This is a genomic window from Hallerella sp., assembly GCF_022776125.1.
GTDB classification, from domain to species: domain Bacteria; phylum Fibrobacterota; class Fibrobacteria; order Fibrobacterales; family Fibrobacteraceae; genus Hallerella; species Hallerella succinigenes.
On sequence record NZ_JALFIA010000055.1, the window covers coordinates 65,224 to 86,988 of the forward strand.

Genomic DNA, 21,765 nt, shown 5'->3' on the forward strand with positions numbered 1-21,765 from the left:
CAAGGCATGAAGTTGGATCAGAATCTGTCCCCGCAGATGCTGCAGTCCATTAAAATGCTCCAGATGAACACAATCGAACTCCAGGCGGCAATCACTCAGGAGATCGAAACGAACCCGCTCCTCGAAGCAGAAGAGCCTGTCGATAACCGCATGGAATCCTTGGATGAACCGGTACGCGAAAGCTCGGGCGTCGATGGTGACGACAACAGCCACGATCTGATGGAACCCGGTATCGAAAATTCGATCGACTGGAATCAGTATATGGAAGACGGGTTCCGCAATTCCGAAGCGCCGTATAAAGATTTGGGCGGCAGGGATCCCGATGAAGACCTGCGCCCGGAACCGACGCGCGGCCTCAGCATGCAGGAGCTCTTAAAGAATCAGCTTCGCGAATGGAAACGTCCTCCGCAGATTGTGAAGATCGTGGAATATCTCATCGGCTGCGTCGGCGACAACGGCTTCCTCGCACCCGCCGACAAAGATCTTTTACTCGATGAAAATGCCGAAGAACAAAAAGACCCGGACATTGCCGAAGTCGAAGAAGTTCTGCAGAACAAAAAACCTTTAGAAGAAGCCTCTTACCCTGTGCAAGAAGCGTTCCACGTTCTACAATCCTTTACTCCGCCGGGAATCGGCGCTCGCAACCTGCGCGAATGCTTTTTGATTCAAGCCTACCGCATCCCGGACTTTTCCCCTCTTGCGATCCAGATTCTGGAAAAGCATTTCGACGCCCTGACCGAGCTCCGCTACGCAGCCATCGCCAAAGCTTTAAACAAAAGTACGGAAGAAGTGCAAAAAGCGGTCCACGAGCTGCACGTGCTTTCTCCGCATCCAGGCGCCCAAATCAACAACACGCCAACCCAGTCGATTGTCCCCGACATGGAAGTCGTCAAAACTGGCGAAGGAAAGTTCAAGGTCGTCATGCGCTACGAACACATTCCTCGCTTGCACATCAACGAGACCTACCGCAAAATTTTACAGCAGCCGAATGCGAGCAAAAAAGACAAGGACTATGTGCGCGACAAGCTCAACGCCGCGAACGCGTTTATCAAAAGCGTGGACAATCGCCGTAGCACAATCGAACTTGTGATGAACGCGATTCTCGAAAAGCAACACGACTTCTTTGCCAAAGGCCCTGAAAATCTAAAGCCGATGATTCTGCAAGACATCGCCGATGAAGTCAAGCGCGACCCGAGTACGGTCAACCGCGTCACGAACGGCAAATACGTCGACACGCCTTACGGCATTTACGAGCTCAAGCAGTTCTTCAGCTCGGGCATCATCCAGAGCGACGGCAGCGCTGTCGGCTCGGCAAAGATCCTCGACACGATCAAGGACCTTGTCGCAAACGAAGACCGCTCAGCTCCGCTTTCCGACCAGGCGATTGCCGATGCCCTCGAAAAACAGGGCATGAAGGTCGCCCGCCGCACGGTCGCCAAATACCGAGAAGAACTGAAAATTCTGCCCGCAAGGCATCGAAAAGCCTTAAAATAAGGGTTCACAAAGGAGCTATTCCAAATTAGAAGCCGAAAAAGAAAAAATTTTTCTCGAAAAGCGTTCTTTTTTGGAAAATAAAGATGTATATCCATTGATGGGAGGACGTCCAAAGTTCTCCAAAAGTTATTTTCCACCCTTAACTGGAGGTTCGATATGGAAGTTCAAATTGCCGCTCGTCATTGCACTATTTCTGATACTCTTCAAGCTACCCTTAAAGATGCAGTGGACGCACTTGGAAAATTCTATCCGAACATTACTTCTGCTTCCATCGTTCTCGACAAGATCAGCGATCTCAGTCGCCATGTGGAAATTTCTCTGAATGTGAAGGGCGCAACCGTCGTCGCCTCCGCAGACGAAGAAACAATGGGAAAGGCGATTGATGTCGCTTTCGAACGCGCGAAAGTGCAGCTCAAGAAGGCTAACGAAAAGCAGAGCGCCCATCAGGCGGAATCGATGGCAGAAGTCACCGCTGCTGCACAAAAGTAAAAGTGGCATACTACTGTTTTAACAATCAAGATATCAAGCGCCGAGCCCTGTGCCCGGTTCTTGATTTTTTTAAACACTTCCAGAAACCGCTGAAGCTCAAGCTTCACACGCCGGAAAATTCCTTAAAAACCAATATTTCTCATATCGGGATTCATCGTCCGGGCCTTGCGATGTCCGGGTATCTTTCTGTTTATAATCCCGATCAAATCCAGATGATCGGCTCCACGGAATGGAGCTATCTAGAAAGCGTCGGCAGCGAAGCCCGCGAATATATTTTCGCCAAGCTTTCTGAATTTCGATCTCCCATGTGGGTGCTGACACACAATTTGACGCCGCATCAAGAACTTTTGAACATGTGCGTCAAACAGAACGTTCCGCTCATGACAACGGAACTTTCGACCTTTGACTTTGCAAAAGAAACGCAGCGTTTCCTTGAACAGTATTTTGCGGAATATACGTCCGTCCATGCGAGCCTCGTTGACGTTTACGGCGTGGGCATGCTCTACGTGGGCGACAGCAACGTCGGCAAATCCGAATGCGTGCTCGATCTTGTGGAACGCGGTCACCGCCTGGTTGCAGACGACTCCGTTCGCATCACGCGCATCGGCGATACGCTCATCGGTCGCTCAGAAGCCCTGATCAAACATCACATGGAAATCCGCGGCATCGGCATCATCGATGTCAAATCCATGTTCGGTATCAAATCCGTGCGACGAAAAAAGAAGATCGAAGTCGTCATAGAACTGCAACCGTGGCAGCAGGGTATGACTTACGAACGCACGGGCCTTTCCAACGCATACGAAGAAATCCTCGGAGTTAAGGTTCCCAAAGTTTTGATTCCGGTCGCTCCGGGCAAGAGCCTAACCGTAATTTCCGAAGTCATCGCCATGAACGCGCTCATGAAAATGAACGGTGTGGACGCCGCCAAGGAATTTAATGCTAATTTGTTGAAAGTCATTCAAGATAAGGCACAAGGTCTTTTCAAGGATGACGGTTTTAACGACGTTCTGATCGGTACCACGTATGAATAGCAAGATTTCGATGCACGGCAACAAGCGAATGCTCTTCGGTGTTCTGTTCCTTGCCAGTCTCATCTTCTTGCTCTGGTATTTTTTTCACCCTCTCAGCCCTTATAACGAGCGCACCCATTACACCGCCGCCTTTAGCGTTGTCGGTCCCATCGGCAGTGGAAGCAATGTGAAAATCGGCGGACTCCCCAAAGGCCGTATTCTGGGAATGCACAAAACAGATTCCTGCATCTACGTCACCTTCGAAGTGGTCTCCACAGTTTCTATTCCCAAGGATTCGAGACTCACCTTTACGACAGTCGGATTCCTCGGCAACCACGAAATCTGCATCCATCTCGGCACCTCCGATACAGTCTACACATCCAAGGATACGATTTTTAATACTCTCTTCGATAAGGGATTGAACACCGCCCTCGCCGAATTCAATACAACTCTCGAAACAACCCTCGCCCTGCTCGACACCATCGAAAAAGATTCCGACCGTCAAAAGCTTGACCGCGTGATTCGCAAAGGCAAGAACTTGGTCGCAACCGCAAACAACGACATGGAAAGTTGGAAAAACGAAGCGAAAACCCTCTTTGAAAATCTTTCCTCTTCCGCAGACAAGCTTCAGAATTCCTTTGAAAAGTTAAAGTCCGACGCAGGCGCCCTCGAAGGAGACTGCTCCGAACTGCTGTCCAAACTGGAACAGTTGACAACTTCCGTCGAAAATACCAAAATCCAGTCGAAAAGCGTTCTGGAAAAGCTCGCTCGAAACGACAACACCGCCGCTCTCGTGATGCAAAAAGGCAGCGAAGTTTCTAAACAGCTGGATGCAATCCGAGCAAGTGCACAGGCACTCATCGCTGACGTTAAAAAACACGGCATCAAGCTGAACGTCGACATCTTCTAAAGATACCTTTTTTATAAGTTTCTTCCCCTCATAAATACTTATGTTTAGGGTATGGTTCGTTTGGAAAAATATGCTTTGGCAATCGCCACTCTCAGCGGTCTACTTCTTTCTTGCAGTGACAATCTCGATGACGTCTCCGTAGATGATTTGACTCCTCCGGGAGAAATTCCTGCGGATGCCGAGAATTTTATGCGCAGCGCTCCAGTCGTCTTTACCGAAGTGAATCCTCAGAATTTCACGTTCCAAGATGAAGACGGCGACAATTCCGATTGGATCGAGCTTTTTAACCCCGCCGATACCGCAGTGAACCTGAAAGGCTTTTCTCTTTCGAATTCCGAAAGCGAGCCTCGCAAATGGACATTCGGAAACGCGATAGTTCCGCCTCAGAGTTTTTTGATCGTTTATTTTTCGAAAAAGGACCGTGCCGATTACGAAACTCCTTCAGATTCTACCGATATGCTGGGGAGTGGCGTGTGGAGTTGGAGCGATTCCCAATCCACCCCTGTTGCAGGCAATAGCATTGCAGAACCTTGGCAGACTTCGAATTACGTTTCTAGCGTAAACGGAAGGCGCTCCATTTCGGGGCAGATGCAACTTGCGGTCAATACGGAACTTGGCTGGAGCAGTGCCTGTATTTTCGTCGGGGTGAATTCCGGTTCGACTTCCGATGTGCAAGACTTGAAAACGGCGAATCAGCTTCTGCTGACGGGTTACGTGACAAAGGACGAACCTTTGGAAATTCGCCTTACGCAGCCCGATTACGATGATTGGCTCGGCTGGTCGACAACGATTACCGGTACCGGGGATTCTTCGACAGTGTACAAGATTACCCTGCCGACGGGAACCTCCTTTCCGGATTTGCAAAACATTTACGGGACGCGTTTCGCCGCGGTCAACAATCACTACAACCGTGTACAGTTCAAGTTCACCTCATACATCGCCTGCAACCAGGGACATTTTCCCCATACAAATTTCAAACTTCCCAAATCAGGCGGGAGCGTTTTCCTGTTTGATTCCACAGGCGCCCTGCGCGATTCCATTCTTTACCCTAGCGTTCCCCAAGGAAAAACCTTTTCCTTCGCCGGAAACGGTTGGGGCTTTGCAGAGCCTACTCCGCTCGGGATTACGAGTGAAGCTTATGCTGTCCAAGCCACAAACCGCTTTGAGCTTCCCGAATCCGGATTTTACACGGATCCGTTTACGGTCTCCCTCACAAGCGATTCTTTGAGCGTTGCCCGCTGCGAACTCGGCGGAAAACTTCCGACGGAAACAAGCCCCGTCGTCACCACGCTCGACATTTCCCAAACTACAGTTCTCCGCTGCGCCACGTTCCGCACAGGCGCCTTGCCAAGCGATGTTAGCACACGCACCTACATCTTTGAAAGCGCGCCGAGCATCGCTACGGCTTTCATCACCGCCGACCCGAATTCTCTCTTTGATCCGGACTCGGGAATTTACGAAGAAGGCCCAAACGCAAGCCCCGAAGAACCGCATTACGGCGCAAATTACTGGCTCGACAAAACGATCCCTGCCGAAATCACCTTCTTTGAGCCTGGCGCCCAAACGCCCGCATTCAGCAAAACGGTCGGCTACGAAATCTTCGGCAATTACAGCCGTACAAACGCTAAAAAATCCTTCGCCCTCAAATTCCGCAAGCGCTACGGAGATTCCGAACTCGAATACAAGATTTTCCCCGAATTTCCAAACCTCACCGTTTTTAAGGATCTCGTCTTCCGCAACAACGGCGGGAACTTTTACCAGGATTACATCCGAGACAGACTCGGATCGAGCATCACGCAAGGCTTAGGCGTCGATTATCAAAAGGCTCGCCCATCGATCGTCTACGTAAACGGAAAATACTTTGGCATTCACAATATCCGTGAACGCCTGAACGAAAACTACTTTCTCACGAATTACGGCTATGACGAAGGCTCCATTGACCTGCTCAAAACCAACAACGAGGTCACCTGCGGCAGCGCAAGCGATTACCTCGCCCTCGAAAGATATATCCAAGCTAACGATCTCCGCGACAGCGCCGCTTACGCCTACGTTCAAAGCCTGATGGACGTGGACAATTACACGAATTACATCCAAACGGAAATGTTCATCGCCAATCGCGACTGGCCAGGCAATAACCTTAAAAAGTGGAAAAGCCATTCGCCCGAAACCAAGTGGAAATGGATGCTCTACGATTTAGACTGGGGATTTGACAACGGTCACGCCGAAGACAGATACGCATCCATGAACATGTTCGAATACACCTTGGATTCCACGGCGACCAGTTACCCGAACGGCGTCGAATACACGGTTCCCATCCGAAACCTGCTCAAGAATTCCACCTTCCGCAATCGGTTCATCAACCGCTTCGTCGCGCTGACCGTAACCAAATTCAGCATCGATACCGTCCTTGCAAAAATACACAGCATGATGCAAGAAATCCAGGCGGAAATTCCCCGCGATCAGGACCGTTGGGACCATAACGCAAGCTATATGGAAAACCAGCTTTCCAAGATCGAAAATTTTGCCAAAATCCGCCCCGCTCAAGTCATTGCCGAAATGGAAGACTATTTTGGGCTTTCTGACTTCGCCACAGTCACGCTCGACCCAGGAAGCTGCGGCACGATTTCCGTTGACGGCATTTCCCTGCACCATGCGACCGCGCTCAAGCTTTACCCGAATATTCCGGTAACGCTTACCGCAGAACCTTCAGCCGGTTGCACGTTCATCGGTTGGAACGACGGTGATACTTCTAGCGTTAAAACGCTCCTCCCTGCTGACGGAAGCGCCTATACCGCTCTCTTCCGCTGAAGCAAAAGTTCAAAGCCTTAAACTTTTCTAAAATTGCGTTCAAATGAACAAAGCGACTCTTATCATTGCGGCGAGCATGCTCGCCAGCCGTGTACTCGGCATTCTCCGTGAAATGCTCCTTGCCCGTGCAGCGGGCGTCACCGCAGAAAAGAACGCTCTGGATCTCGCCTTCCTCATCCCGGATATTCTGAATCACGTAGTGAGCACAGGCTTTCTTTCGATTGTCTTCATCCCGATCTTTTTTGGCTACAAGACAAAAGACGACGAAGAGGGTGCCTGGAAATTCTTCAGCAATGTGCTGAACACGATTGGCATTCTTTTCCTAGCTTTAATCATCCCGTCCTTCATTTGGATGAAGGAACTGATCAGTCTCTTCACTTCGGCGGCGGATTTGCCCGAAGAAATCCTAGACTGCGCAACATACTTCGGCAGAATCATTTTGCCGGGACAGCTCTTTATCTTTGCAGGCAGCTTCCTCGTCGCCGTACAGCATACCCGCAAGCAGTTCACGATTCCTTCGTTGACGGGCGTCATCTACAACCTTGCGGTTATCGGCGGCGGTATCATCGGAAGCGATCACGGTCTCGAAGGATTTGCGTGGGGCGTTCCCATCGGTGCGTTCATCGGTTTCTTTGTTCTGCAGATTTTTGGAGCCTACCGCAGCGGGATACATTACCGCTTCTATTTGAACCCGAAGCATCCCGACATAATACGGTATGTGAAGATGATGTTCCCGATGTCCTTTGGCGTCGGCAGCATGTTCGCATTTGAATTTATCATTCGAAGCTTCGGCGGCATTTTCGGTTCGAGCGGAATTTCTAGTTTGAATTACGCCTACCGTGTGATGTACACTCTCGTCGCGGTCTTCGGATTTTCCGTTGGCGTTTCCGGCTACCCGGATATGGCGCGCCTTGTCAAAGAAAACAAGTTTAGCGAGCTGAATAACAAGATCTGGTCGAGCCTTTCGAGAATGTTCTGCATTCTCGTTCCAGCGGTCATCACAATCTGGGCACTTTCCTTCCCCGCTGTGAGAATTCTTTTTGAACGTGGTGCCTTTTTACGCGATACGACGGAATACGTGGCAAAACTTTTGCACTGGTATTTGCCGGCAAGCCTTGGTCTTTGCCTGCAAGCGGTGCTCGTGCGTTCCTTCTATGCAAAAGAAAAGATGTGGACGCCAACGCTCATCAACACGGGCATTTTCCTGCTGACGATTCCCGCCTACCTCTTCTTCGCCGAGGACTTCGGTATTTATGTAGTCCCAATCATCGGAGCCTCGGGCGCCATACTCCAAGTGGCAACGATGGTGTTCCTCTGGGCGCGTCAAACGGGTACGGAGGGCATGGAACATGCTCTTTGGAATATGGGAAGAGCGCTCGCCAGTTTCGCCGCGATGATCGTCATCGCTATTGCTATCGAGAATATTTCATACGACTTTGTCCGCAGTTGCTCGCTGTTCGCTCTGATCGTTTATTCAGGCTTTATCGGCATTCTTCTTTTCCCTACGTGCCTTGGACTACAAAAAGCAATTGGTTCCGATGACGCAGGCGATATTTTAAATGAACTTCTCGGAAAAATTCTCCGTAAGTCGCGCATTACAAAAAAAAATTTGTAAATTAATGCAGAACACTTTCGCGTTCAAGGAGATAATCTATGGAATTAAAAGGCTCTAAAACAGAGAAGAACTTGTGGACCGCTTTTGCTGGAGAATCTCAGGCTCGTAATAAATACACCTACTATGCGTCTAAGGCGCGCAAAGATGGCTACGTTCAAATCGCAAACATCTTTGAAGAAACAGCGGGCAATGAAAAGGAGCACGCTAAACTTTGGTTCAAGTATCTGAAGGGTGGTGAAATTCCCGACACCATCGCAAACTTGAAGGATGCCGCTGATGGCGAAAACTATGAATGGACCGACATGTACGCTCAGATGGCGAAGGAAGCTCGTGAAGAAGGCTTCAACGAAATCGCGAGAAAGTTCGAAATGGTCGCCAAGATTGAAAAGGAACACGAAGAACGCTATCGTAAGTTGCTGAAGAACGTAGAAGAAGGGCTTGTCTTCTCGCGTGACGGTGACACGATTTGGCAGTGCTCCAACTGCGGTCACATCATCATCGGCAAAAAGGCTCCGGCCGTTTGCCCGGTCTGCAACCATCCGCAGAGCTACTTCGAAATCAAGAAAGAAAACTATTAAAGCTTGTTGTCAGATCAACAGCAAAAAATCCCCGTGCGAGTGCACGGGGATTTTTTTGAATCTTAACCGAATTACTTCTTGAGCAAATCGCGGATTTCCGTCAAGAGAACTTCTTCCTTGGACGGTGCCGGCGGTGCTGGCGGCTCAGCCGGTTTTGCTTCTTCCTGCTTGCGCATGTTCTGCATAAAGCCGAGGAACTTCTTCATCACGATGAAGACGACAAGAGCGACAATGAGAAAGTCCAAAACGCCACCGATGAAGTTACCGTAAGGGATCGCGACACCAGATTCCGTCGTGTAAGAAAGCGTCTTCAAACCTTCGGCGGCATTCTTTGTACCCGAAACAGCTGCGATGATTGCTGTCACGCACGGCATCACGATGTCGTTCACGAAAGAAGTGACAATTTTACCGAAAGCACCACCGATAATGACACCTATCGCCATGTCGACGATGTTGCCCTTAAACGCGAACGCCTTAAATTCAGCAAGAAGGCCTGTAGCCTTATTTTTAATGTCCATACATGGATTCCTTTTTAATGGATAAGTTGAATCACTAGTGTCCTCAAAAATTTAAAATAAAAACAGGCCGTTGAAAAGGTCAAGTGTTCCTTCCTCGACTTTTCGTGCTTTTCAACACTTCTAGCAGTCAAAAGTTCCTGGAGCGGGATCTTATCGGTAAGCGAACTAGCGCCAGCCGTTTGACGGCCTTTCCTCGAATCACCCCGCTATCCCAAATGCGAAGAAGCTATTTCTTCTTATTCAAGAATTCGGCTCGTTTCCGCAACCATTCATCCATCAATGCTCGTAGTTCGCGGGTATTGACCGTGCAGATTTCCGTTTCATTTTCATCCTCGGGATAGAGGAATTCTATTACCGTTTTGTCCTTGTCAACCTCGATTTAGAGGTGCCCATATAATAATTATTCCAAGTTGGCACAATTACTATCTTTGACCCATGCTTTGGGTCACACTCGCACTTGGATCCGCCTTATTTTTAGGATTCTATGACATTGCAAAGAAAAAGGCTCTTACCGGCAACGCCGTTTTGCCCGTCCTGTTCTTTGTCAGCTTAACCTGTACCGCCGTTCTTTTGCCGGTTTACGTCCTCGGTAAAATTCCATCGCTTGCGCTTTCCGAGCATTTGATGCTCCTCGTCAAAGCGGCGATCGTGACCGCAAGCTGGATCTTTACCTTCAACGCGGTCTCCCGTCTACCGCTCAGTCTCACCGCTCCCATCCGCGCAAGTGCGCCGATCTTTACTATCGCGATGGCGGTCGCCATCATGGGAGAACGTCCGAGCTCCTTTGAATGGATCGGCATCGGCTTTGCCATGGTGAGCTATTTCCTCATCAGCATCGCATCCCGAAAGGAAACGGGACACTTCTTTACGAACATCTGGATTCTTTCGATGTTCTTCGGCACCTTTCTCGGATCGTGCAGCGGCGTGTACGACAAGTTCCTATTGCAAAGGGCAAAGCTCGACCCGCTCGCAATCCAGTTCTACTTTAACATTTACATGGCATGCATCCAAGCGTTCAGCATTCTATTACTCCGTTTCTTGCAACGTAACAAGCCGGACCGAAAACGCTTTGAATTCCGCTGGATCATTTTGGCGGTGGGCGTTCTGCTCGTCATCGCAGACCGTTTCTACTTCCTCGCCGTCCACGAACCGGACGCCCTGATTTCCGTCGTCACGGTCATCCGCCGTTCGAACGTGCTGATCAGTTTCGCCGGTGGGCTGATTTTCTTTAAGGAAAAACGCACCAAACTCAAATACGTCGCCATGGTGGGTATTCTAATCGGGCTTTTCTTCTTTGGCTTAAAATAAACGATTCAAGAATTTCTGCGCGTCTTCGCAGACGACAACGTCCTTGTCGAAAAGGCGTTGCAAGCGTTCGATTGAATTGTCCTTCTTAGGTTCAAAAACGACAACATTTCGAATACGGGTCCGATGTTTCAAAAGAAACGGGAAGCTGTTTCCGTCCGTCTGCGGAAATCCGTAGCCGATTACATAGATTTCATCCGCTCTCGAAAGGTAATAGTCCGCCTTCGCCCAAATGACGTTAAAAAGGCTCCCCCGCAAAAAGGAATCCTTCGCATGCGCCATCGGAATAAAAATCGGATTGTCCTTTTGATACATCGGAAAACTGCGGTCGCCAGGTTCTATACGACAAACGCTTTTCAAATCAAAATCTTCGCCCGTCCCCTTGACCGGATACCAGTTGAGCGACCCGTGCAGTTTCAAAAGGTCAATCGTCCGCGAACGGGAGCCGCATTCCGCAGAACGGTCCGCGCGCTCGATGTTCACCCCGTAATCCACGGCAGTCGAAGCGCAAAGTTCCGGATCCTGCAGCACCTGGTCTTCAATCAACGTGTCGTAATTGAAAGAGAGAATCAGATTGTCCCGCTTGGAATTGGCACGGTCATTTGCCACCGCATTCAAAAAATGCGAAAGGTTCTGGGAAGCCTCCGCCGAAAGCGGCACCGAGCGGTGCATCGAAAGAGCGATAAACCGGAGCAATTCAAAACGGAGCGTCGCATTGTGCAAACGTTCTTCTTCGCTCGGAAAAATCTGCGTCGCGAGAATGTTCGTCGCGACCGATTCAATCTTTAAATATTCCGATTCACCACGGCAAAGTTCCCGCAAAAAGTAGCAATAATTCCGGAGCGTCATGCACTCCGGATAAATCCCGTCGGGGATGCGACCGTTCAAATCCTTGAGCGTCGGCATCTCGGGGCAATAGGACTTACTAAAGCCCGAGCCGACGAGAAAAACGCGACGGTAGTGATCTGAAGAAATCAGGAATTGCCTCTCTGCGCCATGCGCTGTTGCTGGGCGTAAAGGCGAGCCATTTCCATACGGTTTTCTTCGCGTTCACGCTTCTTCGTTTCGGACTTGCAGCTCACGCACTTGGTCGCCGTCGGCACCGCTTCGAGGCGAGCCTTCGGAATCAACTTCTTGCAGACCTTGCAAATGCCGAACGTGCCGTCTTCGATACGCTGAAGGGCTTCTTCCAAGTATACGAGGTACTTGCCATCGCGAGCGGCTAAGTCAAAGTTCGTTTCGAGGGAATTGTAGTCGGAAGCGACGTCCGCCATGTGAGTGGCATAACCGGCCGTTTCACCGCCCTGATCACGCTGCCCTTGGAACGTTTCGTTGTTCGCGACGTCGCTTTGAGCAGCGACCAGTTGACGGCGACGTTCTTGCAAAAGGGCCTTGAAGTAATCCAAATCCTTCTGACTCATTTTTTCTTGCTTCTTTTCTGCCATCTTAACCATTCCTCTCTTGGACTACTCTCTGGATTGAGAGTACCATTGCCCGCATAAACTATTCTTTTTTTTAGAAAAGGGGCGGGCTTTTATAAAAATTGTTCAAATTTCCGAAGTCCCACACCAAAAACTATCCCGGTGAATGACCGCAAACCGATGATTGCCACCTGTTGCCGTGTCATAATGAGCCAAAGGCGTGGTTATCGAACGGATATTCCAAACTCCGCGCCCCAAAGGAGTTCAATCGACGCATTCGGAATGATTTCTATCAATTCACGGTGATGGTTCAGCACATCGGGCGCAGAAGTCATCGGTTCAAGCGCAATGCTTTCACGGTCAGGGGGAGTGTAAATTTGAATACCGCGCCACAGATCCTTGCCCGTCTTCTGCCAAACGTCAATCTGGTTTCCCGTTTCGGGATTCTTCAAAATGACCGAAACCCGGTCCGAACTTTCGGCGTCAAAAGCGAAATAATCGTTGATGAAAGTTTCCGCGATCGGAGTGTTTCCTGTGAAACGCGTTTCCGCTTCGAGTTCCCCTGTAGGAATATCCGCGGAATCGAGCAGCGCCTTATGAGAAGGCGGCATCGAAAGCGTCAAAGCGTTCACCTTTTTGCCGAGCATAAAGTACGGGTGGAATCCCTGTGCATAGGGGAGCGTTTCGTGATACGTATTTTTCACAATGGATTTTACGGTAAAGGATTTTCCGTTGAACGTATAAATATTTGTTACTTTATACGTAAATGGATAAGCGTTCGCATCGCCATAAAAATCCCGTGAAAGAGTCAGCACCGTTTCTGTTTCGTTCGAAGCAAAAGAAACGAGCTGCCACGGGAGAACATGCAAAAAACCGTGAAGCGCATGCGGAGCCCAGCTTACGTTGTTCACCAACTTGTAATCCTTTCCCTTCCAATGCCACTTGGCGTTTGCCGTGCGGCCCGGCCACGGAGAAAGGCAAACGCCCGCGTTCGTATCCGCCTGAATTTTGCGGAAGGTTTCCGCGTCGCGGTAACCGTAAAGCAAGTCCATTTTTTTGCCGTTCACCGGGACGCGCCAAGCGTTTAAGCCTGCGCCCCATCCTGCAAGGATTTCCAGTTCGCAGTCATCCGCATGGACCACGTAACGTTCTACTGTTCCGAGCGGTTTCAATTCCAAGGAAAAGTTCATTTGTAAAGTCCTCATTTTTTCACTTTCAAAAATTCCGCATGAATCCAATCATAAAAACGTTTGGAATCATTCGCATGGATCAGTCGCCATTTCGCATAAACAGACCTGTCGGCATTTTCAACAATCGTGTAAACAAAAGCGTCCACTAGATTTTCTTTCACAAGTCCCTTGTAAAAAGGAGTCAAGACATTCGAATAGTGACTTTCATCAAATCCCGCGATCAATTCGACAGCATCCTTAAACATGTGGGCCAAGTATTCTGCGATCTGTTCTGACGTGGTATCCTTTTCATAAAATTTTCGATTCCCTAAAGAATCCATGTTCGCCAACGCATAAGCTAAAATAAAAGCATCGTGCAAATCCGCCTTTTTTGACTTCTTCGGCAAATTCATCGTAATGGTATCCTTTGCCCGAACCGTCACAAGTCCCTTTGAATTCTGATACAAAATACGAAGCATATTCTGCATTTGATCTTTTTTCTGGGTAAGCAAAAGCGAGTACATGCCATAAGAAAAAACGTCCGTCCAATTGCCCAGATTTTCAGAAACGAAAGTTAAATAGTAATATGTACTTGGATGAAGCTTTGTATTCCGCGTTGCTTTTACAAACCATTCAGCAGCCTCTACATCCCGCTTTGCTCCCATGCAAGTTACACCCGCATTGAAAGGAATATTGTAAGAATGGGGAGCCTTCGCAAATCCCGCTTTGTATGCTTCTAAAGAGGAATCCGGCATTTTCATCGCATCATAAATCGTACCGACCATGCTTGCAATCGATTCTACCAAGCGAGGATCCTGATTCAAGCGTTCCGCCTCTTTCGCAAATTGAAGCGCCTGTTTTACATCGCCTTTTGCGTAATAGGAATAACCGAGCTCGTACTTGACAAGTGCACTTTTCGGATCGAGTTTTTCGGCTTCTTTATATTTTGCAATTGCGTAATCGTATTTTCCCTTGTCGTGAAATTCAGTTCCTTCTTGAACCAGCTCGTTCACGCCGGCAAACGAAAACGCCATAAAACTGATGAGAAAAAGAAATACATTCTTCATTTTATACACCATTCATTCATTCCAAAAAGAAAAGTAAAAATAAAAGCTCTGCGAAAATTCGGCAGCACGGAACTTTTTATATTAAAAGGCAAATGAGTACACGTTATAAAATTAAAGATGTCCGTTGCGAACAACCCGGTGACGGCATGCCGACGATCTATAAAACGAGCAAAAGTATTTTCGGAAACCTGATCACGCAGGATTATTCCGAAGAAGTCGACAGCTATATCGTTTACACAAGTCGGAATTACGAAAGATTTTTGAAGGACAGTGCAAACCCTTTATTCCGCGCCATGCACTATCTGATTTACATTGTGCAAGCGGATTGGGCGGAATCCAAAAAATTCATCGATGAAACTAAAGGAAAATTCGTCGATGAATTGACGACCCCCGAGATTCGGACAACGCTTTAGGCTTCGACTTTATCTTCGACAGCCTTTTCGTTCTTCGCTTCGTTCTTGGTTTCACACTCGTCTTCGATTTCCTGCTCCGCTTCCACGTTGCGCATCATCGCAATGCGGGTAATCACAGCCACAGCTGCGGCAAAAACAGTCACGATAGCGCCGACGACAATTCCCTTCTTCATGAAAACTCCTTTTTTCTGATTCTAAAATAATATTAAAATTCACATATCGGCGATTTTTATTTTAAAACAAAAGTCTACGGCATAAAACTACGCCGTAGACTTTAATCACTGCTCCAGTTTCCTGGATTAAACCCTTCCTTCATTCAATATAACGGCAGTTTTCAAAAATCGGTTCAAAAATTCTCACCGGCAAATGTCCAAGTTAGAACATTCAAACCTATAATTTGATAATTTTATTCAAAAAGGAGTTTTTATGAGAAAGGATTTTGGCAAAAAGGCAATTATCACACCGCTTCCTGTTTTGATTATCGCCACTTACAACGAAGACGGCACTGCAAACGCCATGAATGCAGCCTGGGGCGGCCAACGTGAAGACGACCAGATCACGATTTGCCTCGGAACAAGCCACAAGACCGTGGAAAACCTGAAAAAACGCAAAGCTTTTACCGTGAGCTTCGGCACTCGCCAAACCGCAGTCGTCTCCGACTTCTTCGGTATCGTCAGTGGCAAAAAGTTGCCGAACAAGGTGGAAAAATCTGGACTGCACGTTATGAAAAGTGCAAACGTAGACGCCCCGATGTTCGAAGAATATCCGCTGACTCTCGAATGCACGATTCTTGAAATGAGTCCGGACTGCGACGGCAGCACCTATATCATTGGACAGGTTGAAAACGTGAGCGCCGACGAAAGCGTTCTCGGAGAAGACGGAAAGGTGGATTTAGGCAAGGTACAACCGATTTCTTACGATTCCGTCGCCAAGGCTTACCGCGTCCTCGGTGAAAAGGTCGGCAAGGCATTCAGCGACGGAAAGCAGCTGCTTTAATTCACAACTAGTCTTCATCTTTGATGCAGCGAACGGAGCGGTAATCGTTCTTCCAGTTGCCGCCCACTCCTGCATCATACGCACAGACGTAGAATGTTGCCACCTCGCGATCGTCACTGTAAACTTCGTCGATAGCCCAGAATCTGCCACCGATCCATCCATTTCCAAATGAAAATGGATAAACCGAAAAGCCAAGCATGTCGTTTGCCTTGGAACTTATTCCACCACTTTGAATTCCTTCGTCGGACCCTAAAATTCGCAAAATGTTTCCAGGATGCTGATACGCAAAGTCATCTGTCGCATATACGGAATTTAACAATTCTTCCCATTCCGCTTTACTCGGAATATGCCAGCCGTAATCACAGGCACCGCGAATTTTACCCGTCAAATTGCAGGTTTTGTTAAAACCGCATTCCATAGGATTTGTCTTATCGTTTGCTAGCGCGATCGAATCAATGGCTGCGACCCAGAAATAGCCACGACCCGTCACTTCGCAACCGGCGGTTCCACCACCATCCGTCGGATTATATACATCTTCAAGGCAAACGCTCTTTTTATATTTCACATAATTTTCGTCTGTATAATTCAAATTTTCCGCAAGCCATGTCTGGTTACCAATTTTTACTGTATAGTAAACCTGTCCATCACGGCTGTCCGTCATCTTTCCATATTGAATATCCGGATTCAAGCGGGCGCTCTTCGGAACTTCATTTGCCCTGCGGCTCGCGTCTGTAACACTTACCCAGCCGTAACTTGGCGTACAGTAAAAACGGAAAGCCGAGTTTAGATTTCCATTCGTCATGGTTCCTACTTCCGATGCGGTACAAGGCTTACCGTCGGTATTGATTTCAACCGTTGTCGCTAAGCGGTACCCAGTCGTATCGCACATGTAATATGTAGAATCATAGTGATAAAGATCTTCGATCGCTGTCGCTGAAGTATCGATAATCAACGTCAACTTTTGGATTTTTCGGGATGTGCAAATTCCATAGAGGGAGTCGTAATGATTGACCCTTCTCCACGAGCGATTACTGAGACAGATGTAGCTCGTATCGTTTACTATCGAAATTTCATCCACATTTTTTTCTGAGCATTCACCACGGGCAATTTGTTTTTCACTGGCATACTCCCAAACAGAATCTACGCAGATGTAAATATTTTCGTTGAACGTTTGAAGTTCGGTCCGACGTTCCACGGTGCACTTGGGCAGCATATCGTTCGCATCGGGTTCTTCCCATCTGTAGATGGGAGTAATCGTACCGATCGCATGACAGGAATAGGTTTCACCCAGATAGGTTTTCATTTCTCGAAGGTTTTTTTCGCTGCACTTTCCAAGTGCTTCGCCAAGCTTTGCCACTCGCCATTGAGAAGTCAATGAATCGCAAATATATGCCGTGTCGCTTAAAATACGGACAGAATCGAACATCAAAGCTTTGCATTCCCCAAATTCAAAATTGAGACTTTCTTCGATAGTCGATTTTTGCCATGACGAATCTGTACAGGTATAATGTTCGTTTCTCCATACGCCGATAGAATCTTCCTTGGAATCGTCGCAAGTACCGAGCGTTCCCACTAGAGTATTCTTATCGTTCAAGCATCGTACATAAATTTCTGCACGATATGCGTAAAGTTCCGGAGAATGCCAATCTGCATCGTCATAATCAAAGCGGATTGCGGTAGCATAGCCGTCCCAATCCATATCGCCATCGACCCAGAATGCAGTATACTGACCTTCCAAGGCATAATAACCATTATAAAATCCGGTCGGCTTCACCGAAAATCCAATCAAATTTCCGCCGTTTCCGCTGGTTCCGTCTTCATCCGATTCCCATCCGGATGTGGTCTTGAGCACCCAACCGGCCGAATCCTCGTGAGCTTCTTCCAAAAGTGAAAAAAGTTCTTTCCATTCCGCATAAGTCGGCAGGTGCCAACCTTCAGGGCAAACTTTCTTTGCCTGTTTTAAGGAATAAAGCACTCCATAATTTTTAGAAGTGCCGTAATCCCTGCTGTTTTTGGAACCGTCCAGCTTGTAATTCAGATTTTCTGCCATCCAGGTGTAATCGCCTATAGTGACAGTGGAATATTTTTGACCGTCTCTCTTATCCGTAAAAGAACCTGACTTGATGACGATTGTAGAATCGTTCCCGTCCGGATCGGTGTAAGAAAGGTCCGAGGGATCGCCCGATGTGGAACTTCCACAAGCAGAAAGATGAAACATTGCCAAGAACAACATGGCAATCATTGCTACAATTTGCACTTTTCTCATGAGTAACCCCATTCTAATTCTCTTTTTGCAAAAGATAACCATTCTTTTGAAAAAAGGTGGAAAATATCAAAAGTTAATTTGTTTGTAAAAATTTACAGCGGGGGGGGTAAAGGAAGCTCGTGTTAGCTATCTTTTGTTAAAACCTATTTGGAGGAATAAGAGCTTTTCTGTTAAAAGTTTTTACTGTGCGCTGAAAGTTTGAGGCGCACGGGGGTGCTTTGTTATTTTTAGGGAATGAGGTTTATGAAAGAATATTTTTATAAAAACACATTTGCGAAAAAGTTTACGGTCTGTACTCTTGCGGGGGTGCTCGGGTTTGCCCTTTCGGCTTGCGATAATTCGTCATCGGCAAGTAACAATGAACTTCCTGCAGAAGTCTATGACTTGGCTGAACTGGATACTTACGAATGTAATGACGAAATAACAGGGAAAAAAATCTATGTCTCTGAACAAGCTCTGAATTACGAATGTGACGGCAAAGCCTGGCAAAAAACAAACGACAAGACCAAACCGAGTTCCTCTTCGAACAAAACATCCAGCAGCTCATCCAAGAAAAATACATCGGATATAAATCCCGAAAATTTAAAAACAACAGACTTCTTAAATCCGGAAATTTCCTATGGAGAAATCAAGGACAGTCGCGATGGCGAAGTCTATAAGACCGTAAAAATTGGGGACCAGACATGGATTGCCGAAAACTTGAGATACCGATACAAAGGAAAAACAGCCTCTTTGGACTCCTCAAGTTTCTGCTATGAAGACAATCCGGAAAACTGTAAAAAATTCGGACGCATGTATCTTTGGAGTGCTGTCATGGACAGTGCGGGAATTTTGAATGACGACGGAAAGGGATGCGGAAACGGAGTCACATGCACCCCGTCTTATCCTGTACAGGGAATCTGCCCGGAAGGTTTTCATGTGCCGAACGGAATCGAATACCAAAAGCTTTTATATTATGCGGGAGCGCACTATCAACGAATAAATACGGGGTACTATCTTCATGATGCAAATGCCTTTTACTCGGAGATAGGTTCAAACGGAAAAAAAACGACTGGAACCGATGATTACGGATTTTCTGCAGTCATGTCGACTCATTCCGAGTATTATAAAACCATCTTTTCCGTCTTTTGGACTTCTGTGCAAAGAAGTTCCAAGTACAGCAAAATATTCTATCTCAGCCCACAATATGCCGCAATCTACGATAATGGCTCTCTGGAATCTTCCCACAAAAATTACCTGCGCTGTATTAAAACAGAAGAAGATTCCACTTATGCCATTTCCACCGATATCCAACATGACCTTAACCGCGCTGTAGCCTGTAAAACAGACGAAGTCGATACTTGTAAATATGGAACTCTCGTCGATTCCAGAGATGGACAAAAGTACAAGACCGTTCAAGTCGGGTATATGATCTGGATGGCGGAAAATTTGAATTACCGCTATTTGCAACCGTCGGCTACAGAAGATTCCACGAGTTCCTGCTACGAAAACGATCCGGAAAATTGTAAAAAGGATGGACGCCTGTATTCGTATAGTGCGGCGGTGGACAGCGCTGGAATTTTCAGTGACAATGGAAAAGGCTGTGGCTACGGAATTAAATATTGTCCCCATCCGGACACGGGATTTATCCGAGGAGTCTGCCCGGAAGGTTGGCATTTGCCGTCTGGTGCTGAAGTGTTGGATCTTAGATATATGGCATACAAAAATAAGGATATCGAATCCAAAACGGAATTCAGTGCCGGCGGAGCTTTTTCACTTGGGTTAAACATCCGTCCTGTGGGAATCAAACGAGGACACTGGTACGAAGGCTATGGTGCCCTTATGTGGACAAGTTCATCTGTCGAAGAAAAATATGCCACCTATATACAAGTACATAGTTATTTATTCGATCATGATTGGGAGTATCAGGAGAAAAATAACCACATGTCCGTAAGATGCGTTCGACATTTCGATTCTTACGAACCGACCGAACCGGATACAAAAATTTCCTTCCCGACTTTTGACGAAACCATTCCCGTCGTAGATCCCTGCCGCGGCACCGGATGCAGTGATTCCATTGTGGATGAGAGAGACGGAAAAGTTTACCGAACTGTTAAAATTGGAAACCAATGGTGGATGCAGGATAACCTACGGCTTCAAGATACGACAGACACGCTTTACAACAAATATGATAAAGAATATCCTTGGAGCGTTGCCATGGATAGTGCAGGAATTTATTCAACAGACGGCAAAGGCTGTGGCAATGGAAAGTTCTGTTCTACATCCGGCAAAGTTCGAGGCATTTGTCCACAGGGTTGGCATTTACCGACCACAAAAGATTTTTGGACTTTGATGGCCCATGCGAGCAATAAACCCCTAAAATGGAAAGACGATATAAATAATCTCTATTTTAGACACACTGCAACCCAGTATACCACCCAGTATTACGGTAGCAAGGCATTGACCTCTTGCTATTGGGCTTCCACGGAAAAATCTGAAGAAACCGCTTCCCAAATGTGCGTTTCCGCAGATGATGGATCCTTGTTTGCAAATTTTGTCAGCACGTCAGGAGGCATCAAAAAGAATAAGGATAAACATACGGTACGCTGCATCAAGGATTAGTCTAATCGGAATTCACACCGCTCTAAAAAATATCCTTATATCAAAAAACGGCTCCCGCAGGGGAGTCGTTTTTACTTAGGGTTTAGGATGAAACATTATTTGATTGTCAATTTATGCTGAGCGGCGCTCTGCTTTCTCGTGAATTTGAATGTGAGAATACCGTTTTCGAGGAACGCCTCGGCGGATTCCGGATTGATTTCATCAGCGAGCTTGAAAGAGCGTTCATAATGCATTTCTGCAGAAGCGCTCTTACGGGTCGCCTTGATGCTCAAGGAATTGCCTTCCACATGCACATCGATATCGCTCTTTTTTACACCGGGCAATTCGACTTCGAGCGTGTAAATACCGCCTTTTTCCGAAACGGTTGCACGCGGAGTGCAAGAGGAGCAAGCCTTGACATCGTCATTCAACGTGTCGAACAGATCGCTAAATCCAAAAACCGGAAGCAATTCATTTGTATACATAGTGTATCTCCTTTTTTTGAATTTTACCGAAACGAAAATTCCGAAAAGCCTAAAGTGAAAAATTTATTTGATGACGAGCTTGTGCGGAGCCGCCGAAGCCTTCTTGGAAAGCTTAATCGAAAGCAAGCCGTTTTCAAAAGTCACATCGGCAGCTTCCGTATCGAGATCCTGGGAAAGCTTGAAAGAACGTTCGAACTTCATATCGGCAGTCGCGGACTTACGAGAAGCCTTGATGGTAAGCATGAAGTTTTCGAGGTTCAGATCGATGTCTTCTTTCTTGACACCCGGAAGATCGACTTCGAGAGTATACTGGCCATTATTTTCGGCGACAGCGGCACGCGGCATGCAGGAGCCACAAGCCTTGCCTTCATTTTCGAACGCATCAAAGAACTTGTTGAGTCCAAAGAAGTGAGTCGGAATCATTTGAGTGTTGTACATGGTGTTATCTCCTATTTGTTTATTTTTTCTTTTCTCACCCATGCTTATTGCAAAAGCCGTGCCAAAGTGCCGAGTTCGGAAATTTTTTTTAATTTTGGCAAAAGAGGAGCGGGGGAGTATTTCAAATTCGAACGAGAAGTTTTAAAACGAAATTTTTAGCTGATTTATTTTGAAGCAACTTCCAACCTGCCTCTGCGAAGAAA

The 21,765-nt window shown here is 47.3% G+C and carries 20 protein-coding genes; 11 read left to right on the plus strand and 9 right to left on the minus strand.

The annotated features are described in order from the left end of the window. Positions 1-6 precede the first annotated feature (6 nt). The 7 genes from rpoN (at position 7) to rbr (ending at position 8,904) form a co-directional block, all read left to right on the plus strand. Complete coding sequence (gene rpoN / locus MR847_RS06890) at positions 7-1,494, plus strand: RNA polymerase factor sigma-54 (RefSeq protein WP_287723320.1); 1,488 nt, start codon at positions 7-9, stop codon at positions 1,492-1,494. A 156-nt stretch (positions 1,495-1,650) separates the two neighbouring features. Then, entirely contained in the window at positions 1,651-1,983 is a 333-nt protein-coding gene (gene hpf, locus MR847_RS06895) for a ribosome hibernation-promoting factor, HPF/YfiA family (protein WP_106519243.1), read from the plus strand. Between the two features lie 2 nt (positions 1,984-1,985). After that, positions 1,986-3,014: an HPr(Ser) kinase/phosphatase gene (gene hprK, locus MR847_RS06900; RefSeq protein ID WP_241899477.1), complete on the plus strand. Its 1,029-nt coding sequence runs from the start codon at positions 1,986-1,988 to the stop codon at positions 3,012-3,014. Further along, complete coding sequence (locus MR847_RS06905; protein ID WP_287723321.1) at positions 3,007-3,903, plus strand: MlaD family protein; 897 nt, start codon at positions 3,007-3,009, stop codon at positions 3,901-3,903. The genes hprK and MR847_RS06905 overlap by 8 nt, the downstream gene beginning before the upstream one ends. A gap of 51 nt (positions 3,904-3,954) precedes the next feature. After that, a complete protein-coding gene (locus MR847_RS06910; RefSeq protein WP_287723322.1) occupies positions 3,955-6,711 on the plus strand; it encodes a CotH kinase family protein in 2,757 nt (918 codons plus the stop codon). 43 nt (positions 6,712-6,754) lie between these two features. After that, positions 6,755-8,326, plus strand: coding sequence for a murein biosynthesis integral membrane protein MurJ (gene murJ, locus MR847_RS06915; protein WP_100425292.1), 1,572 nt, complete (start codon positions 6,755-6,757; stop codon positions 8,324-8,326). A 38-nt stretch (positions 8,327-8,364) separates the two neighbouring features. Further along, a complete protein-coding gene (rbr, locus tag MR847_RS06920; protein WP_100425293.1) occupies positions 8,365-8,904 on the plus strand; it encodes a rubrerythrin in 540 nt (179 codons plus the stop codon). 71 nt (positions 8,905-8,975) lie between these two features. Here rbr and mscL read toward each other — a convergent pair whose 3' ends face one another. After that, positions 8,976-9,422: a large-conductance mechanosensitive channel protein MscL gene (gene mscL, locus MR847_RS06925; protein ID WP_100425294.1), complete on the minus strand. Its 447-nt coding sequence runs from the start codon at positions 9,420-9,422 to the stop codon at positions 8,976-8,978. 435 nt (positions 9,423-9,857) lie between these two features. On the opposite strand from mscL, the gene MR847_RS06930 reads away from it, so the two are divergent. Next, positions 9,858-10,730 (plus strand): DMT family transporter, encoded by an 873-nt coding sequence (locus MR847_RS06930; protein WP_277000275.1) that lies wholly within the window; start codon positions 9,858-9,860, stop codon positions 10,728-10,730. Here MR847_RS06930 and MR847_RS06935 read toward each other — a convergent pair. The 4 genes from MR847_RS06935 to MR847_RS06950 all read right to left on the minus strand — a co-directional run bounded on the left by MR847_RS06935 (position 10,722) and on the right by MR847_RS06950 (position 14,384). Continuing rightward, positions 10,722-11,633, minus strand: coding sequence for a hypothetical protein (locus MR847_RS06935; protein WP_106519248.1), 912 nt, complete (start codon positions 11,631-11,633; stop codon positions 10,722-10,724). The genes MR847_RS06930 and MR847_RS06935 overlap by 9 nt on opposite strands. Positions 11,634-11,701: 68 nt before the next feature. Further along, the gene (locus MR847_RS06940; protein ID WP_100425297.1) at positions 11,702-12,172 is read right to left on the minus strand and encodes a TraR/DksA family transcriptional regulator; all 471 of its coding nucleotides are present in this window, start codon (positions 12,170-12,172) and stop codon (positions 11,702-11,704) included. Between the two features lie 200 nt (positions 12,173-12,372). Then, the gene (locus MR847_RS06945; RefSeq protein WP_287723324.1) at positions 12,373-13,338 is read right to left on the minus strand and encodes an aldose 1-epimerase; all 966 of its coding nucleotides are present in this window, start codon (positions 13,336-13,338) and stop codon (positions 12,373-12,375) included. An 11-nt stretch (positions 13,339-13,349) separates the two neighbouring features. Next, on the minus strand, positions 13,350-14,384 hold the full coding sequence (locus MR847_RS06950; protein WP_157797909.1) for a tetratricopeptide repeat protein: 1,035 nt from the start codon (positions 14,382-14,384) through the stop codon (positions 13,350-13,352). Positions 14,385-14,476: 92 nt separating this feature from the next. Here MR847_RS06950 and MR847_RS06955 point away from each other — a divergent pair, with 92 nt between their 5' ends. Further along, entirely contained in the window at positions 14,477-14,797 is a 321-nt protein-coding gene (locus MR847_RS06955; protein WP_106519250.1) for a hypothetical protein, read from the plus strand. Here MR847_RS06955 and MR847_RS06960 read toward each other — a convergent pair. After that, a complete protein-coding gene (locus MR847_RS06960) occupies positions 14,794-14,970 on the minus strand; it encodes a hypothetical protein (protein WP_157797910.1) in 177 nt (58 codons plus the stop codon). The genes MR847_RS06955 and MR847_RS06960 overlap by 4 nt on opposite strands. Positions 14,971-15,223: 253 nt before the next feature. Between MR847_RS06960 and MR847_RS06965 the strand changes: the two genes are divergently transcribed. Then, positions 15,224-15,793, plus strand: a complete 570-nt coding sequence (locus MR847_RS06965; RefSeq protein ID WP_287723326.1) for a flavin reductase family protein — start codon at positions 15,224-15,226, stop codon at positions 15,791-15,793. A 7-nt stretch (positions 15,794-15,800) separates the two neighbouring features. Here MR847_RS06965 and MR847_RS06970 read toward each other — a convergent pair whose 3' ends face one another. Continuing rightward, entirely contained in the window at positions 15,801-18,011 is a 2,211-nt protein-coding gene (locus MR847_RS06970) for an FISUMP domain-containing protein (protein ID WP_287723327.1), read from the minus strand. A 291-nt stretch (positions 18,012-18,302) separates the two neighbouring features. Here MR847_RS06970 and MR847_RS06975 point away from each other — a divergent pair, with 291 nt between their 5' ends. After that, positions 18,303-20,660, plus strand: coding sequence for an FISUMP domain-containing protein (locus MR847_RS06975; RefSeq protein ID WP_287723328.1), 2,358 nt, complete (start codon positions 18,303-18,305; stop codon positions 20,658-20,660). Positions 20,661-20,755: 95 nt separating this feature from the next. On the opposite strand, the gene MR847_RS06980 is transcribed toward MR847_RS06975, so the two are convergent. Both MR847_RS06980 and MR847_RS06985 read right to left on the minus strand, forming a co-directional pair. Continuing rightward, positions 20,756-21,124, minus strand: a complete 369-nt coding sequence (locus MR847_RS06980; protein WP_100425305.1) for an Hsp20/alpha crystallin family protein — start codon at positions 21,122-21,124, stop codon at positions 20,756-20,758. A 63-nt stretch (positions 21,125-21,187) separates the two neighbouring features. Beyond that, a complete protein-coding gene (locus tag MR847_RS06985; protein ID WP_157797911.1) occupies positions 21,188-21,562 on the minus strand; it encodes an Hsp20/alpha crystallin family protein in 375 nt (124 codons plus the stop codon). Positions 21,563-21,765: the final 203 nt, after the last annotated feature.

Bases quoted from the DNA above. Each gene is read 5' to 3' on its own strand.
- MR847_RS06960 (WP_157797910.1), bottom strand. From the start codon at position 14,970: ATGAAGAAGGGAATTGTCGTCGGCGCTATCGTGACTGTTTTTGCCGCA.
- MR847_RS06975 (WP_287723328.1), top strand. From the start codon at position 18,303: ATGAAAGAATATTTTTATAAAAACACATTTGCGAAAAAGTTTACGGTC.
- murJ (WP_100425292.1), top strand. From the start codon at position 6,755: ATGAACAAAGCGACTCTTATCATTGCGGCGAGCATGCTCGCCAGCCGT.
- MR847_RS06955 (WP_106519250.1), top strand. From the start codon at position 14,477: ATGAGTACACGTTATAAAATTAAAGATGTCCGTTGCGAACAACCCGGT.
- MR847_RS06950 (WP_157797909.1), bottom strand. From the start codon at position 14,384: ATGAAGAATGTATTTCTTTTTCTCATCAGTTTTATGGCGTTTTCGTTT.
- MR847_RS06910 (WP_287723322.1), top strand. From the start codon at position 3,955: ATGGTTCGTTTGGAAAAATATGCTTTGGCAATCGCCACTCTCAGCGGT.
- hpf (WP_106519243.1), top strand. From the start codon at position 1,651: ATGGAAGTTCAAATTGCCGCTCGTCATTGCACTATTTCTGATACTCTT.
- MR847_RS06980 (WP_100425305.1), bottom strand. From the start codon at position 21,124: ATGTATACAAATGAATTGCTTCCGGTTTTTGGATTTAGCGATCTGTTC.
- rpoN (WP_287723320.1), top strand. From the start codon at position 7: ATGAAGTTGGATCAGAATCTGTCCCCGCAGATGCTGCAGTCCATTAAA.
- MR847_RS06970 (WP_287723327.1), bottom strand. From the start codon at position 18,011: ATGTTTCATCTTTCTGCTTGTGGAAGTTCCACATCGGGCGATCCCTCG.
- rbr (WP_100425293.1), top strand. From the start codon at position 8,365: ATGGAATTAAAAGGCTCTAAAACAGAGAAGAACTTGTGGACCGCTTTT.
- mscL (WP_100425294.1), bottom strand. From the start codon at position 9,422: ATGGACATTAAAAATAAGGCTACAGGCCTTCTTGCTGAATTTAAGGCG.
- MR847_RS06930 (WP_277000275.1), top strand. From the start codon at position 9,858: ATGCTTTGGGTCACACTCGCACTTGGATCCGCCTTATTTTTAGGATTC.
- MR847_RS06985 (WP_157797911.1), bottom strand. From the start codon at position 21,562: ATGTACAACACTCAAATGATTCCGACTCACTTCTTTGGACTCAACAAG.
- MR847_RS06905 (WP_287723321.1), top strand. From the start codon at position 3,007: ATGAATAGCAAGATTTCGATGCACGGCAACAAGCGAATGCTCTTCGGT.
- MR847_RS06945 (WP_287723324.1), bottom strand. From the start codon at position 13,338: ATGAACTTTTCCTTGGAATTGAAACCGCTCGGAACAGTAGAACGTTAC.
- MR847_RS06965 (WP_287723326.1), top strand. From the start codon at position 15,224: ATGAGAAAGGATTTTGGCAAAAAGGCAATTATCACACCGCTTCCTGTT.
- MR847_RS06940 (WP_100425297.1), bottom strand. From the start codon at position 12,172: ATGGCAGAAAAGAAGCAAGAAAAAATGAGTCAGAAGGATTTGGATTAC.
- MR847_RS06935 (WP_106519248.1), bottom strand. From the start codon at position 11,633: ATGCCGACGCTCAAGGATTTGAACGGTCGCATCCCCGACGGGATTTAT.